Origin of the sequence: Pseudomonas sp. WS 5079 (assembly GCF_012985465.1) — a bacterium.
GTDB lineage: Bacteria > Pseudomonadota > Gammaproteobacteria > Pseudomonadales > Pseudomonadaceae > Aquipseudomonas.
The window spans coordinates 80,909-94,152 of record NZ_JAAQWN010000007.1; the positions used below are offsets into that span (position 1 = coordinate 80,909).

The following is a 13,244-nucleotide window of genomic DNA, read 5'->3' on the forward strand; positions in this document are numbered from 1 at the left end:
CCATGGGCCCATGGATCGGCATCATCGCCCTGCTGTGCAGCTTTGGCGCCTGGGCGGCGCCGAAAATCGCGGTCACGGACCTGGCCTACGAGGCGCGGGTGGAGCAATACATCCACGCCGTCGCGGCCAGCAATAACTTCCAGGCCAGCCCGTACAACGCCAGCGGTGCGTCCAGCTACACCGAGTTCGAGAGCCGCAACAGCTACATCGAACAGAGCGAGCTGCGCAAATTCAGCGGCGATATCAAGGGCGAGATTCTCAAGTCGCGCCAGTTCCAACTGGTCCAGGGCACGCCCTACACCAGCGAGGCCAAGGGCGATGTGTACGACGTGATCAAGCGGATCAAGGCCGGCCACTTCAAGGGCGCCGACTATGTGTTGTTTGGCACCTTGTCGGATATCGACTTCACCCAGGACATCAACGCCCTGGATCGCACCAACAGTTATTCAGCGGTACTGGGGCTGGCGGTCGTGGCGGACTTCAGCCTGATCAACACCCGTACCTACGAGATCACCTCGGCATTTACCGCCATGGGTGAAGGCCAGGACACCAAGTTGGTGAGCAGTCGCGACGTGCGCGTGAGCCTGAGCCGGCCACGGGTGGTGAAGGAAGTGTCGAAAACCCTGGGTGAGGACGTGGCACGCCAGCTACAAGAGCAGTTGGGCGGCGGCTATCAAGAGCCCGGCCAGCCTGCGTTGCGCAATAACCTGCCAAGGGACGAAGCGCCGAAAATCCTGCGCTGAACCCAAAACCAATGTAGGAGCCGGCTTGCCGGCGATAGCGATGGGTCAGTGCAATATATGCTGGCTGATACACCGCTATCGCCGGCAAGCCGGCTCCTACAGTTTTGATTGGGTTTATTCAGTCAGGCCGTTGCGCGATGCAGGCTGGCGAGGAAACCCGCCGCGCCCACGAACAGCCCGGCAAACGTACGGTTCACGCGTTTTTGCTGCTTGGGCGTGCGCAACAGGCGCAGTACCTTCGACGCCAGCCCGGTGTAGCCGGCCATCACGATCATATCCACGCCGATCATGGTCGCGCCGAGGATCAGGTACTGGATCAGCAGCGGTGCCTGCGGGTTCACAAACTGCGGCAGCACCGCCAGCATGAAGACCAGGGCCTTGGGGTTGCTGGCATTGACCAAGAAACCACGGAACATCATCGCCATCGGCTTGCCGATCGGGCGTACGGCCGCGTCATCGCTCATGTCCATGGGCAAGGCGCGCCATTGCTTGACGGCCAGGTACACCAGGTACGCCACGCCAAACCACTTGATCGCATAGAACGCGGTAGAAGACGCCGCAAGAATGGCGCCCAGGCCGCCCGCCACCACGGCAATCTGCATCGCCAGGCCCAATTGCAGGCCGATGGCGTTCCAGTAACCGCGCAGGAAACCGTATTGCAGGCCGCTGGACATGGAGGCGATGGCGCCCGCGCCGGGGGAGAGACTGATGATCCAGCTGGCCAGGAAAAAGGCCAGCCATGTGTCGAGCGCCATTACACACCTCGTAGCAAATTCGTTGTGAGCACTAAGCTAACTCCGAGGGCCGAGGGCTGGCTAGAGAATTTTAAGGCAAGGGGCTGATATCACTACCGCGCCAGCGGCGTACCGAACGCTGGAAGAACAGGCTGTTGGGCACTTGCACCACCGCGCTGTCGGTGCCCGCCTCGGCCACTTCGATCAGCGTGGTGTAAAGCAGGTTGATCGCGATCACCCGGCCTTTGACGCCAGGCTTGTCGACGGTGTCCACCAGCTCGACCACATCGCCCAGGCGAAACGGGCCGACGGTAAAAATCAGGATCGCGCAGAGCAGGTTGGACAGCACCGACCACATGGCAAAGAACGCCACCGCCGCCACGGCCACAAAACCCGACAGCGCAGTCCACAGCACGGTGGCCGACACGCCCAGGCGTTCGAGGACGAAGATCAGTGCACTGCCCATGATCAGCCAGCGCAGGCCACCACGCAGGGGCATCAGCAGTTGTGGCGGGAACGGGTAGCGCTCGCCCAGCCGCGTCAGGCCCTTGGCGACGAAGCGCTGGGCCAGGTAGCCGGCCAGCAGGATCAGCAGGATTTGCACGCCGACCCACACCGGTTCGATCCATTGCGCTGGCAGCGGCAGTTGCAAGGCTTCCATCAGGACAGCGCCTCCAGCTCCGCTTGCAGGCCTTCGAGCAATTCGAGGGCTTCCATCCAGGTTTCCTCCAATTGCCCTTCACGCACCTTGAGCTTGGCCTGTTCGGCCAGCAAGTCGCGCAGTTCATCCTTGCGGGCCGCTTCGTACACCGCGCTGTCGCCGAGGCTGGCTTCGATCTTGGCCAGGCGCTCGTGGACCTTGCCCAACTCGGCTTCGAGCTTGTCGGCTTCGCGTTTGTGCGGCGCCAACTGCTGGCGCAGGGCAGCGGCGGCCTGGCGCTGGGCTTTCTTGTCGGTCTTGTCCGGGTTGACCGGGGTGTTGCTGACCGGCGCGTTACGCAGGCGATAGTCAGTCAGCCAACGGGCGTAGTCGTCCAGGTCGCCGTCGAACTCTTCCACCTTGCCATCGGCCACCAGCAGGAAATTGTCGGTGGTGCTCTTGAGTAAGTGGCGGTCGTGAGACACCACCAGTACAGCCCCGCTGAACTCCTGCAAGGCCATGGTCAGCGCCAGGCGCATTTCCAGGTCCAGGTGGTTGGTCGGTTCGTCGAGCAGCAGCAGGTTTGGCCGGTCCCAGGCGATCAGGGCCAGGGCCAGGCGGGCTTTTTCGCCGCCGGAGAAATTCAGCACCGGCTCATCGATGCGTGCGCCACGGAAGTCGAAGCCACCGAGGAAGTCACGCAGGGTCTGTTCGCGCTCCGTTGGCGCCAGGCGCTGCAAGTGCAACAGCGGGCTGGCCTTGGAGTCGAGGGAGTCCAGTTGATGCTGGGCGAAGTAGCCCACCACCAGGTTCTCGCCACGGGTCAGGCGCCCGGCCAGGGGTTGCAGCTCGCCTGACAGGTTCTTGATCAGCGTCGATTTGCCCGCGCCGTTGGGGCCGAGCAAACCGATGCGCGCACCCGGGGTGAGCTGCAGCTTGACCTTCTCCAGGATGGTTTTGTCGCCATAACCCAGGCGTGCATCCGAGAGATCGAGCAAGGGGCTGGAGATTTTCAGCGACTCGCGGAACACAAAGTCGAACGGCGAATCGACGTGGGCCGCCGACAGTTCTTCCATGCGCTCCAGGGCCTTGATCCGGCTCTGGGCCTGGCGGGCCTTGGTGGCCTGGGCCTTGAACCGGGCGATGTAGCTTTCCATGTGCGCACGCTGCGCCTGCTGCTTCTCGAAAGCCTGTTGCTGCTGGGCCAGGCGTTCGGCACGGGCCCGCTCGAACGCGGTGTAGCCGCCGCGATAGAGGGTGATTTTCTTTTGCTCGACATGGGCGATGTTGTCGACCACGGCGTCGAGGAAATCCCGGTCGTGGGAAATCAGCAACAAGGTGCCGGGGTAGCTCTTGAGGAAATCCTCCAGCCACAGGATCGCATCGAGATCCAAGTGGTTGGTCGGCTCATCGAGCAGCAACAGGTCCGAGGGGCACATCAGCGCCTGGGCCAGGTTCAGGCGCATGCGCCAGCCACCGGAAAAGTCGGCGACCGGGCGATCCATCTGTTCGTTGGTGAACCCAAGGCCGGCGAGCATTTTGCGCGCGCGGGCGTCCGCGGTGTAGCCGTCGGCGCTGTCGAGTTCCGAGTGCAGGCGGGCCTGGGCGGCACCGTCCTGGGCTTTCTCGGCCTCGGCCAGGTCGTGTTGCACCTGGCGCAGGCGCAGGTCGCCATCGAGCACGTAGTCGATCGCGATGCGGTCCAGGGTGTCGATCTCCTGGCGCATATGGGCGATACGCCAGTCGGCCGGCAGCAGGCAATCCCCGGAATCCGGGGTCAGCTCACCGAGCAACAGGGCAAACAACGTGGATTTGCCGGCGCCATTGGCACCGATCAGGCCGGCTTTGTGACCGGCGTGCAGGGTCAGCTCGGCGTCTTCAAGAAGACGTTGCGGGCCACGCTGTAATGTTAGGCTTTGAAGTCGGATCATAATGGCGGCGGAGTCTACCAGCTTCGTTGACCGCTGGCTTGGGTGTGAACATGTGCGCTGACCTGTGGAGCTTTGCCCTCTCGACCTACGCCCGTGCGGGCGCTGAAGATGCCTGCCTGCGCTTGCAGGAACAAGGGGCGGATGTGTGTCTGTTGTTGTGCGGGCTGTGGCTGGAACAGCGTGGCGTCGCACCCGAACCTGCGCGTGTGCTGGCACTACGGGAAATTGCCGACCCCTGGCAGGCAGATGTCGTACAGCCCTTGCGCATGGTGCGCACGCAATGGCGCGCTATGGCGCAGCAGGATGTGGAACTGGGAGCTTTGCGCGAGCGGGTCAAGGCCCTGGAGCTGGAAGCCGAACGGCAGTTGCTGTTACGCCTGGAGGCACTGGCGAAGGGTTGGCCAACAGGGGAACGAGCCACGGATCAAACATGGCTTGAAGGACTGGTGACCGAAGCCGCCAACCTCGACCACGACGCGCTGCATCAGCTGCGCGCCGCGGCCACCGGCACTTAGGAAGCGCTGGTTGGGGTGGTGACGGGTGCTGCCGGGGCAGGCGTGTTGCTGGCCGGTGCGGTGGTAGCGGCTGGAGCGGCAGGGGTAGCAGGCTGGGCGGCTGCTGGAGCTGGTTTGGCGGCTGGCTTTGCAGCAGCAGGCTTGGCAGCAGCAGGTTTGGCAGCTGGCTTAGCGGCTGGTTTTGCGGCAGCAGGTTTGGCAGCTGGCTTGGCGGCTGGTTTTGCGGCAGCAGTTTTAGTAGCTGGCTTAGCGGCCGGCTTTGCAGCAGCAGTTTTGGCAGCTGGCTTGGCGGCTGGTTTCGCAGCAGCAGTTTTGGCAGTTGGTTTAGCGGCAGGCTTTGCAGCAGCAGTTTTGGCAACTGGCTTAGCGGCTGGTTTCGCAGCAGCAGGTTTGGCAGTTGGCTTGGCGGCTGGTTTCGCAGCAGCGGTTTTGGCAGCTGGCTTGGCGGCTGGTTTCGCAGCAGCAGTTTTGGCAGCTGGCTTAGCGGCTGGTTTCGCAGCAGCAGTTTTGGCAGCTGGTTTAGCGGCTGGTTTCGCAGCAGCGGTTTTGGCAGCTGGTTTAGCGGCTGGTTTCGCAGCAGCGGTTTTGGCAGCTGGTTTAGCGGCTGGTTTCGCAGCAGCGGTTTTGGCAACTGGCTTGGCAGCTGGTTTCGCAGGCGCTTTTTTAGCAGCAGGCTTGACCGCAACTTTGGCCGGCGCCTTGGCCGCAACGGCCTTGGCCGGTGTACGAGTGCTCAGCACTTTGGCCACCGCTTCTTTCACACGACCAACACCCTGCGCCAATTTCAGGCTCTCTTGGGCATCGCGCTTGAGTTGAAGGATGTAGGTGCGGGTTTCGGATTGACGATCCTTGAGGGCATCGAGCAAGTCCTCAAGTTCTTTCACGGCGCCCTTGGCTTTGGTTTGCGCCTTGGCTTTGCCGGCGGTTGCGGCGTCTTGCAGTTTGGTACGGGATTTATGCAGTTTTTCTTGCGCCTTGCCGCGTTGCTTTTCCAGCTTGGCGAGCAATTTTTCTGCATCAGCCAAGGCTTGGGAGCAAGCACTTTCCAAATGTTCGAGCAGGCTGCCCGAGAGTTGTTGGAGCAAGTGCAACGGGGTATTAACAGGCTTCTGTTTGGCCGACATGGTTTACCTCCTGGCTGACGTGGGTGCGGCTCATACTAGCCCTCTGCTCTTACCGCCGCTAGGGCATGTTGACAGTATCGAATGCGTTGCGTTGCACCGCACAAAAATTCTTATCGATATAACGAAAAACGACTCCATTCTTTACCCCCTCACACTGGCATAATCCACCGTACTTTCGGCTGGAGAATACCCATGTCGCGTTACCTTTTTTTCATCCTGGGTTTGTCGATTTCAGTGGCCAATGCAACTGAACCGGCGGCGTCCAAAGACAGCCACGACCTGGCCTACAGCCTGGGCGCCAGCCTGGGTGAGCGTCTGCGCCAGGAAGTCCCCGACCTGCAGATCCAGGCCTTGCTCGACGGTCTCAAACAAGCCTATCAAGGCAAGCCCCTGGCACTGGATGAGGCACGCATCGCACAGATTCTCGCCCAGCACGAAGCGCAGGCCAGCCACGAGACCCAAGTGCCGCAAAGCGAAAAGGCCCTCGCCGCCGAACAACAATTCATGACCACGGAAAAAGCCCGGACCGGCGTGCGTGAATTGGCCGACGGTATCTTGCTCACGGAACTTACCCCCGGCAGCGGGAAAAAGCCGGGCGCCCATGATCGGGTTCAAGTGACGTATGTGGGGCGATTGCCCGATGGCACAATTTTCGACCAGAGTGCCCAGCCCCAATGGTTTCGCCTGGACAGTGTGATCAACGGCTGGCAAAGCGCGTTGCAGCAGATGCCGGTGGGCGCGAAGTGGCGCCTGGTGATTCCATCGGCACAAGCCTATGGCGCAGACGGCGCAGGTGAGTTGATAGCACCTTACACGCCACTGGTTTTCGAGATTGAGTTGCTCGCAACCGGAGCCTGACCCCAACGAAAAACGGTGCGCCATGCGCACCGTTTTCTTGTCTCGCCGCGAAGGCTCAAGCCTGGGTTGCAGGCTCTTCCTTGTGGGCGTTGTGCAGCACTTCGATCAGGCAGTCTTCCAGCTCGAAACGCTCATGGAGCAAGCCGCCCAGCTCTTTGAATTTTGCGGCAACGCACTCACCCTTGTCGCAGAGGTCGTTAAAAGCCAGGAGCTTTTCGGTGATGACGTCGATGCGCGGGTAAATGGTCTTGGCCAAGTCCAGGCCACGCTGGTCGTCAAAGGCCTCGGCCTCCTTGGTCAGTTGCTCATACACCCCGAAGTGCCCTGCCGAGACGTAGTCCACCAAGACACCACAGAACTCCTGCAGAGGCTTGCGGTTCTCAGCCAGAGCCTCGGGTTTCTCACCAAGAGCATCAAAGGCCCGAACCAATTCGTGACGTGCTTTCAACCAGCTGTCGATCAGCTTATGCACACCACCCCAGCGTTCCTGAGCATTCTGACAACTTTCCAACATGATGATCTCTTCCCTTATGGGCGGTGCCGCTTTTGCCCGCGCAATACGTCGAGGATAAGCGGCAAGCGGACAACGCCGCATCGAACAAACTGTTTCAATAACGCGTGCGGGCCAGATTATGCCCGCGTGACTATGGCTTCAAGGTACGCAGACCAGAAAGTTCATACAAGTGTTTAATCCCATCCTACGAGCCAACACACCCAATCAGTGCTTCACGAACCGCAAACCCGGGCCGGGCAACAAACGCGAAAACTGCGTTGCCCCCAGGATGAGCATGGCCACGAAGAACAGCAGGCTCCACTCCGGGATGCTCAAGTCGAACAGCGTCCAGTTGATTTCCACACAATCGACGGTGCCCTTGAATGCCAGTTGCAAGGCTTGCCCCAGCGACAGGTTTTCGATCATGTATTCCAGGCTCGGCCAGCAGTTGGGCATCTGGTCAGGCGGGATGTTCTGCAACAGCACCTGGCGCACCGCTGTCACTGCGCCGAGCAGCGCACAACCCATGCTCGCCGCCCAGTACAGGTAAATGCCCACGCGCCTGGGGCCATGGAGCGTTGCTATCAGGGTAATCAAGGTGAACACCGCCAGCAGGCTGCGCTGGATCAGGCACAGGAAACAAGGTCGCAGCAGAGCCCCGTATTCCAGATAAAAAGACGCGCCCAACGTCAGCACACCGGCCATGAACGCCAGGAAGAACAAGGAGCGTGAGGGGGCCAAAGACATTGTTTATCCGCAACGCAAGAGATAGGTAGTTACGGTAGAGGAAAGACCTTACCCCTTTCAATACGCGCTGGAGCAGACGCTTCCGCGAGATAGCAGGGATATCCCGTCAGAGGGCAGGCGACTTTACGTGGCCCGGTGTGGGAAACCACCTCAAGCCCCTGAAATCGAGAAAACCCAGGGATTTTGAAGGGCTGGTTACCAGATGCTTCCGAGCCAACCCTTCAAAACATCCTACGTTAAACCCGTGCAGGCACCGGTAGCGGCGAAGCCAGCAGGCGACTATCCAACAACCCCAGGCCTTCCTGGAACAGTTGATTACTGCGCTCGGTGTCACCCAACTGCGCCAGCAATCGCGCCAATTCGGCGCAGGCCTCGGGGTTACGTTGCACTTGCAGGCTGCTTTCCAGATAGTCCCGCGCCTTGCCCCAAAGACTGTTTTGCAGGCAGAGCCGGCCCAGCGTCAGCAACAGGCTGGCGTCCCCCGGATGGTCCTTGAGCCAACCTTCGGCGAATTTCAGCTGGCGTGCCGAGTCGCTACCGCGCAGCAGGCCATACAACCTGATCAAGTGACTGTCGTAACCACGCTTGAGCGCAACACGCAACGCCTCTTCGGCCTTGGCATCGGCGCCCAATTGGCGCAATTGCTCGGCATAGGCCAACACCAACTGGGGCTCCTGGCGCTGGGCCGAGGTCAATTGTTGCCAGGCCCGTTCAAGAGATTGCAGACCCGCCTCGCCCTGTTCTTCACGCTGTACCGCCAGGCTCAGGTTTTCACCCCAGGCCCGGCGCTCCAGATCCGCCAGCTCGGGGGCGGGCAGCACTTTGTCCTTGCGCAGCTCCGGTAACAGCCGGATCACCGAGGACCAGTCACCGCGCTGCTGGTGCAAGCGCTGGAGCTGGCGCAAGACCTGGGCGTTGTGCGGATGGCGCTCATGCATGGCCTGCAGCGTCACGAGGGCCGCATCCGTGTCGCCACGGTCCATCTGCAACTGCGCGTGGCTCAAGGCGATGGCGAGCTCGGCCTGGGGCTGACGCTCCAGGGCGCGCTCCAGCAGGCTGTCGGACTCTTCATAACGGCCCTGCTCGTTGGCCGCCCGGGCAGCGCCAAGGTAATACAGCAATGGCTGGCGTTCGGCTTCCGCCGCGCGGTGCAGGTGCCGCTCGGCACTGGCCCAGCGGCCTTCCGCCAGGTCCATCTGCCCTTGTTCAATAGCGACTTGCACCCGTCGACTGCGATTGCGCCGCGACCACGGGTTGACCACGCCACCGGAAGTCGTCACCAGGCCCAGCAGTACCCGCAGCAGATAGATCGCCAGGCCGACGACAAACACCGCCACCAGGGTCGACCACAGGCCGGACTCATAATGCAGCACATGGGGGTAGCTGATCAGCACATAGCCGGTGTGTTTCGAGATGCCCACAGCCAGCGCCAGGGCGAGAGCAATCGCCAGCACCAGGATCACATAAAAACGCTTCATCGGCTTTACTCCTGGGTCGCCGGCTTACCGGCTGAAGCCTTGGCTTCATCGGCAGACAGGTGGCGGCGTTCAAGGTAAGCCTGCACCGCAGACAAACTCGCGGCGAGGTCCGGGGTCACCACCGAGACGGCCTTGGGCTCAAGCTCGGTGATACGCGCCAGCATGGCCTGGCTTTGCGGATTGTCCTGGTTGAAGTTGCCCTGCAACACGCTGCGCGCCTCGCCCAGCGCTCGGGCGTATACCGCCGGCTCGCCATTGAGTGCGGCCCATTGCGCCTGCTCCAGCGCCAGGCTCAGGGCCAGGCGCACCTGGTTCAGGCCTTGGCCTGCCAGCAACGGGCGGATGTTATCGTCGGGATTGAAGTCGATACGGAAGTAGCGGGAAATCTGCTCCCACCATTGGCTCCAGCGATTGTCAGTGTCGGTAGTCGCAAGGCCTTGCGGGCTTTCTTGCAGCTGATATTCCGGGGACACGGCCGCCAGTTGCACCACCTGGTCACGCAGCGCCGCCAGCTGCAGGTACAGCCCGGTACGATCCGGCTGCTCGACACTGCGCAACGCCGCCAGGCTCTTGGCCAATTGCTCACGGGCGGCGTACGAACCCGGATCGCTCTGCTCGCGCAGGATCTCATCGGCGCCCTGCACCAACGCCTGGGCACTGTTGATGTCCTGCAACGCTGACAAACGCAGGCTGGCCAGGCGCAGCAGATGCTCGGCCTCGGCCAGGCGCCAGTCCTTGCGGCTGGCACCCAGCACGGTTTCCAGACGCTGGTTCAGGCGCTGCTGGTCGCCCTGTAATTGCGCGACCAACCGGCGGCGTTCCTCCAGCTCATCAGCACCGGGCAATTGTGCCAGACGTGCGGCCAACTGCTGTTGCGCCTGCGCGATGCCCTGGGATTGTTCATCCAGGGTGCGCACCTGCCCCAACTGTTGCTGGCTGCTCGCTTGCAAGGCCCGGACCTGCCAGAGCCCCCAGCCGCCAGCCGCAACACCGGCGGCACCAAGCAGCAGAGCGAGGATCGCCAGGCCATTGCCACGGCGAGGCGCAGTGATCGGGGTCTCAACAGGCGCATCGAGCGCGGGCTGAGCTTCATCTTTAGGCAAGGCTGTTTCGCTCACGTGTCCATCCTTTGCGTTATTAGAGAGTGGGAACGGGCTGGCTCCGTAACGCCACTAGCAAAGCCGCGGCACTGGCACCACGGCAATCCACAACTTTTTCCGCGCCCGCCGCCCGCGCCATTTCGGCGACTCGTGGGCTGGGCACGAACAACGGCAACTGGGCCACGCGTGGCCAATGGGCACCGGCGAGGCCTTGCAGATGCAAAAAACCCTGCCCACTGCTGACCACCAGGCCGTTCAAGCGTTCCACTGCAATGCGTTGGGCGAGCACATCCGGGTCGTAGGCCGGCAGAAACCGACGATACAACTCCAGATAATCGACACTAGCACCTTGGCCGCGCAAACGCTCAGCCAGCAGCTCTCGCCCACCCTGCCCGCGCAGGATCAATACCCGCGCATGGTCAACAGCGACAGCCTCGCGCAACCTGGGCAATGCAAGCAAGGCCTCACTGTCATCCCCAAGCTCGGGGTAGCTCACGTTAAGGCCATGCTCAGCCAGGACCTGGGCCGTTGCCGCACCAACGCTGAACCACGGCAAGGCCGGCACTGCTGGCGCGTATTGATCAAGCAAGTGCAACGCCCGGCGTGCGGCCGGCTTGCTCACGACGATCACCGCACAATAGCGATCCAGGCCCTGAAAAACCGCCCGGTGTTCAGCAGTGATGGGCAAGGGTTGGGTTTCCAGCAACGGCAGGCTGCTGCTGAAGATACCGGCTTCGGACAACGAGGCCGCCAAGGCTGCCGAATCCTCGGCAGGCCGCGTCAGCAGCACACGCCAGCCGGTCACTGCGGACCGGCCTCGCCATAGACTTTTTGCAGAATGGCGCCGGCGCCTTTTGCCAGGAGTTCTTCGGCTACCTGCACGCCCAGGCTCGCGGCTTCGGCTTGTGGCCCGCGGATTTGCGCGGTGAGCAGCAAACCACCGTCAGGGTCGCCCACCAGGCCGCGCAGCCACAGGTTCTCACCCTCAAGTACCGCGTAGCAGGCAATCGGCACCTGGCAGCCACCGTTGAGGTGTTTGTTCAGGGCGCGTTCGGCGGTGACACGAACCTCAGTGTCGTGGTGATCCAGAGGCTTGAGCAGCGCCTGGATTTCCCGGTCTGCGGTGCGGCATTCGATACCGACTGCTCCCTGGCCACCGGCCGGCAGGCTGTCCTCGACACTGATGGCCGAGGTGATGCGGTCTTCAAAGCCCAGGCGAATCAGGCCAGCCGCCGCCAGGATGATCGCGTCGTACTCGCCGGCATCCAGCTTGGCCAGGCGGGTATTGACGTTGCCCCGCAGGAAGCGGATCTGCAGGTCCGGGCGACGGGTCAGCAACTGGGCCTGGCGACGCAGGCTGGAGGTGCCGACGATGCTGCCCTGCGGCAATTCATCGAGGGAGGCGTAGGTGTTGGACACGAAGGCATCGCGCGGGTCTTCACGCTCGCAGATGCAATACAGGCCCAGGCCTTCGGGAAAGTCCATCGGCACGTCTTTCATCGAGTGCACGGCGATGTCGGCTTCGTTCTCCAGCAGAGCGGTTTCCAGCTCCTTGACGAACAGGCCCTTGCCACCGATTTTCGACAGCGGCGAGTCGAGCAGCTTGTCGCCGCGACTGACCATGGGCACCAGGGTCACCGTGAGGCCAGGATGGGCTTGCTCAAGGCGGGCTTTGACGTATTCGGCCTGCCACAAGGCCAGGGCGCTTTTACGGGTGGCGATGCGGATTTCGCGAGAGGACATGGATCAATCCGTACTGAATAGATACGGCAGATAATAACAGCTCAGGCAGAACCGCCTTGATTTGAATCAGCAAGTGCGGGGCCTCCCTGGCCGCAGCGCACCGCAATTGGGGCATGCAGGTCGCTACAGCCTTCGGGCTAAAGCTGCTGCATCATCTTGCGCACGCCTGCGACGTGGCGCCGGCTGACGATCAATGCGTCGCCGTTGAGCCCTTTGAGGAACAGCTGGAAATGGCCCAGGGGCGTGCGCTGCAGACGCTCGATGCGTTCGCGGGCCACCAGCGCGTTGCGGTGGATACGCACGAAACGCTCGCCAAATTCGTCTTCCAGGGCCTTGAGCGGCTCATCGAGCAGCACTTCACCGTGCTCGTGACGCAAGGTCACGTACTTGTGATCGGCAATGAAATAAATCACCTGGTCCACGGGAATCAGCTCGATGCCCTTGCGAGTCCTGGCACTGATATGGCTGCGGGGGCCGTTGCCACTTTGCGCCGCGGGCTGGGTCAGGGCGGCAAGTTGCACGCGATTGGGCCGCTCGGCTTTCTTCAAGGCCTTGAGCAGGGCATCGGCTGATACCGGCTTGGCCAGGAAGCTGACACCGCTGGCCTCCAGGGCCTCGGCAGAAAACTCCTCGTCGCTGGCGCATAACACCAGCGCCGGCGGCGACTCGCGCTCGCTCAAGCGGGCGGCGACCTGCAGGCCATCAAGGCCCGGCATGCGGATATCGAGGAGCACCACGTCCGGCTTCAGGCTGTCGATCAAGGTCAATGCCTCGTCGCCACTGGACGCGCTCGGTTCAAGGGCAGTGTATCCCTCGAGTTCACTGACCATACGGCTCAGTCGCTCGCGGGCTTGGGGTTCGTCATCAACGATCAGGACATTCATATTGCGCTGGATTCCTGCGTGAGTCTCGCACAAGGATAGCGTAGACAGGTGCGGTGACTTCCGTCACGGCGATCCACGCTAAGACTAGCGTGAGCGGCAAAAAGTGCCCCGAGAGCGACACCAATATTTACCCGGACCTGTTCAATACCGCCCAAAACCCGATACCGCAGGGCATCGTCATAGGGTTTGCTGATACTCAATATGAACACCCCCTCTACTTTAAGGTTAGCCTGGAGTTCGACCTCATCGCCTGG

The 13,244-nt window shown here is 61.9% G+C and carries 14 protein-coding genes; 3 read left to right on the forward strand and 11 right to left on the reverse strand.

What is annotated here, in order from left to right; translation table 11 throughout:
* Positions 1-2: 2 nt before the first annotated feature.
* Positions 3-743 carry a penicillin-binding protein activator LpoB gene (locus tag HBO05_RS19155; RefSeq protein WP_170057551.1) on the forward strand — a complete coding sequence of 247 codons (741 nt, stop codon included), beginning with the start codon at positions 3-5 and terminating at the stop codon, positions 741-743.
* A gap of 122 nt (positions 744-865) precedes the next feature.
* Here the strand turns inward: HBO05_RS19155 and HBO05_RS19160 are convergent, their stop codons facing one another.
* The 3 genes from HBO05_RS19160 to HBO05_RS19170 all read right to left on the reverse strand — a co-directional run bounded on the left by HBO05_RS19160 (position 866) and on the right by HBO05_RS19170 (position 4,048).
* On the reverse strand, positions 866-1,498 hold the full coding sequence (locus tag HBO05_RS19160) for a LysE family transporter (protein ID WP_169955041.1): 633 nt from the start codon (positions 1,496-1,498) through the stop codon (positions 866-868).
* 70 nt (positions 1,499-1,568) lie between these two features.
* Positions 1,569-2,138 (reverse strand): mechanosensitive ion channel family protein, encoded by a 570-nt coding sequence (locus HBO05_RS19165; RefSeq protein ID WP_057440468.1) that lies wholly within the window; start codon positions 2,136-2,138, stop codon positions 1,569-1,571.
* A complete protein-coding gene (locus HBO05_RS19170; protein ID WP_169955042.1) occupies positions 2,138-4,048 on the reverse strand; it encodes an ATP-binding cassette domain-containing protein in 1,911 nt (636 codons plus the stop codon). The genes HBO05_RS19165 and HBO05_RS19170 overlap by 1 nt, the downstream gene beginning before the upstream one ends.
* A gap of 50 nt (positions 4,049-4,098) precedes the next feature.
* Between HBO05_RS19170 and HBO05_RS19175 the strand changes: the two genes are divergently transcribed.
* Positions 4,099-4,563, forward strand: coding sequence for a TIGR02444 family protein (locus tag HBO05_RS19175; protein WP_172313727.1), 465 nt, complete (start codon positions 4,099-4,101; stop codon positions 4,561-4,563).
* Here the strand turns inward: HBO05_RS19175 and HBO05_RS19180 are convergent.
* Positions 4,560-5,687 carry an AlgP family protein gene (locus tag HBO05_RS19180; protein ID WP_172313729.1) on the reverse strand — a complete coding sequence of 376 codons (1,128 nt, stop codon included), beginning with the start codon at positions 5,685-5,687 and terminating at the stop codon, positions 4,560-4,562. The two genes, HBO05_RS19175 and HBO05_RS19180, sit on opposite strands and share 4 nt — an antisense overlap.
* Positions 5,688-5,879: 192 nt before the next feature.
* On the opposite strand from HBO05_RS19180, the gene HBO05_RS19185 reads away from it, so the two are divergent.
* The gene (locus HBO05_RS19185; RefSeq protein WP_170042087.1) at positions 5,880-6,545 is read left to right on the forward strand and encodes an FKBP-type peptidyl-prolyl cis-trans isomerase; all 666 of its coding nucleotides are present in this window, start codon (positions 5,880-5,882) and stop codon (positions 6,543-6,545) included.
* A 55-nt stretch (positions 6,546-6,600) separates the two neighbouring features.
* Here the strand turns inward: HBO05_RS19185 and HBO05_RS19190 are convergent, their stop codons facing one another.
* The 7 genes from HBO05_RS19190 to HBO05_RS19220 form a co-directional block, all read right to left on the reverse strand.
* Positions 6,601-7,059, reverse strand: coding sequence for an Rsd/AlgQ family anti-sigma factor (locus HBO05_RS19190; RefSeq protein WP_070994033.1), 459 nt, complete (start codon positions 7,057-7,059; stop codon positions 6,601-6,603).
* A gap of 204 nt (positions 7,060-7,263) precedes the next feature.
* Positions 7,264-7,785: a disulfide bond formation protein B gene (locus tag HBO05_RS19195; protein WP_169955374.1), complete on the reverse strand. Its 522-nt coding sequence runs from the start codon at positions 7,783-7,785 to the stop codon at positions 7,264-7,266.
* A gap of 236 nt (positions 7,786-8,021) precedes the next feature.
* Positions 8,022-9,263, reverse strand: a complete 1,242-nt coding sequence (locus HBO05_RS19200) for a heme biosynthesis protein HemY (protein WP_172313731.1) — start codon at positions 9,261-9,263, stop codon at positions 8,022-8,024.
* Between the two features lie 5 nt (positions 9,264-9,268).
* Positions 9,269-10,381, reverse strand: coding sequence for a uroporphyrinogen-III C-methyltransferase (locus tag HBO05_RS19205; RefSeq protein WP_169955376.1), 1,113 nt, complete (start codon positions 10,379-10,381; stop codon positions 9,269-9,271).
* A 19-nt stretch (positions 10,382-10,400) separates the two neighbouring features.
* Positions 10,401-11,168: a uroporphyrinogen-III synthase gene (locus HBO05_RS19210; protein WP_170057546.1), complete on the reverse strand. Its 768-nt coding sequence runs from the start codon at positions 11,166-11,168 to the stop codon at positions 10,401-10,403.
* Positions 11,165-12,106, reverse strand: coding sequence for a hydroxymethylbilane synthase (hemC, locus tag HBO05_RS19215; RefSeq protein WP_170057545.1), 942 nt, complete (start codon positions 12,104-12,106; stop codon positions 11,165-11,167). Before hemC ends, HBO05_RS19210 begins: the two co-directional genes overlap by 4 nt.
* A 137-nt stretch (positions 12,107-12,243) precedes the next feature.
* A complete protein-coding gene (locus HBO05_RS19220; protein WP_169955379.1) occupies positions 12,244-12,990 on the reverse strand; it encodes a LytTR family DNA-binding domain-containing protein in 747 nt (248 codons plus the stop codon).
* Between the last annotated feature and the right edge of the window lie 254 nt (positions 12,991-13,244).

Coding starts and splice junctions, on each gene's coding strand:
- HBO05_RS19155 (WP_170057551.1), top strand. CDS start 3: ATGGGCCCATGGATCGGCATCATCGCCCTGCTGTGCAGCTTTGGCGCC.
- HBO05_RS19160 (WP_169955041.1), bottom strand. CDS start 1,498: ATGGCGCTCGACACATGGCTGGCCTTTTTCCTGGCCAGCTGGATCATC.
- HBO05_RS19165 (WP_057440468.1), bottom strand. CDS start 2,138: ATGGAAGCCTTGCAACTGCCGCTGCCAGCGCAATGGATCGAACCGGTG.
- HBO05_RS19170 (WP_169955042.1), bottom strand. CDS start 4,048: ATGATCCGACTTCAAAGCCTAACATTACAGCGTGGCCCGCAACGTCTT.
- HBO05_RS19175 (WP_172313727.1), top strand. CDS start 4,099: ATGTGCGCTGACCTGTGGAGCTTTGCCCTCTCGACCTACGCCCGTGCG.
- HBO05_RS19180 (WP_172313729.1), bottom strand. CDS start 5,687: ATGTCGGCCAAACAGAAGCCTGTTAATACCCCGTTGCACTTGCTCCAA.
- HBO05_RS19185 (WP_170042087.1), top strand. CDS start 5,880: ATGTCGCGTTACCTTTTTTTCATCCTGGGTTTGTCGATTTCAGTGGCC.
- HBO05_RS19190 (WP_070994033.1), bottom strand. CDS start 7,059: ATGTTGGAAAGTTGTCAGAATGCTCAGGAACGCTGGGGTGGTGTGCAT.
- HBO05_RS19195 (WP_169955374.1), bottom strand. CDS start 7,785: ATGTCTTTGGCCCCCTCACGCTCCTTGTTCTTCCTGGCGTTCATGGCC.
- HBO05_RS19200 (WP_172313731.1), bottom strand. CDS start 9,263: ATGAAGCGTTTTTATGTGATCCTGGTGCTGGCGATTGCTCTCGCCCTG.
- hemC (WP_170057545.1), bottom strand. CDS start 12,106: ATGTCCTCTCGCGAAATCCGCATCGCCACCCGTAAAAGCGCCCTGGCC.
- HBO05_RS19220 (WP_169955379.1), bottom strand. CDS start 12,990: ATGAATGTCCTGATCGTTGATGACGAACCCCAAGCCCGCGAGCGACTG.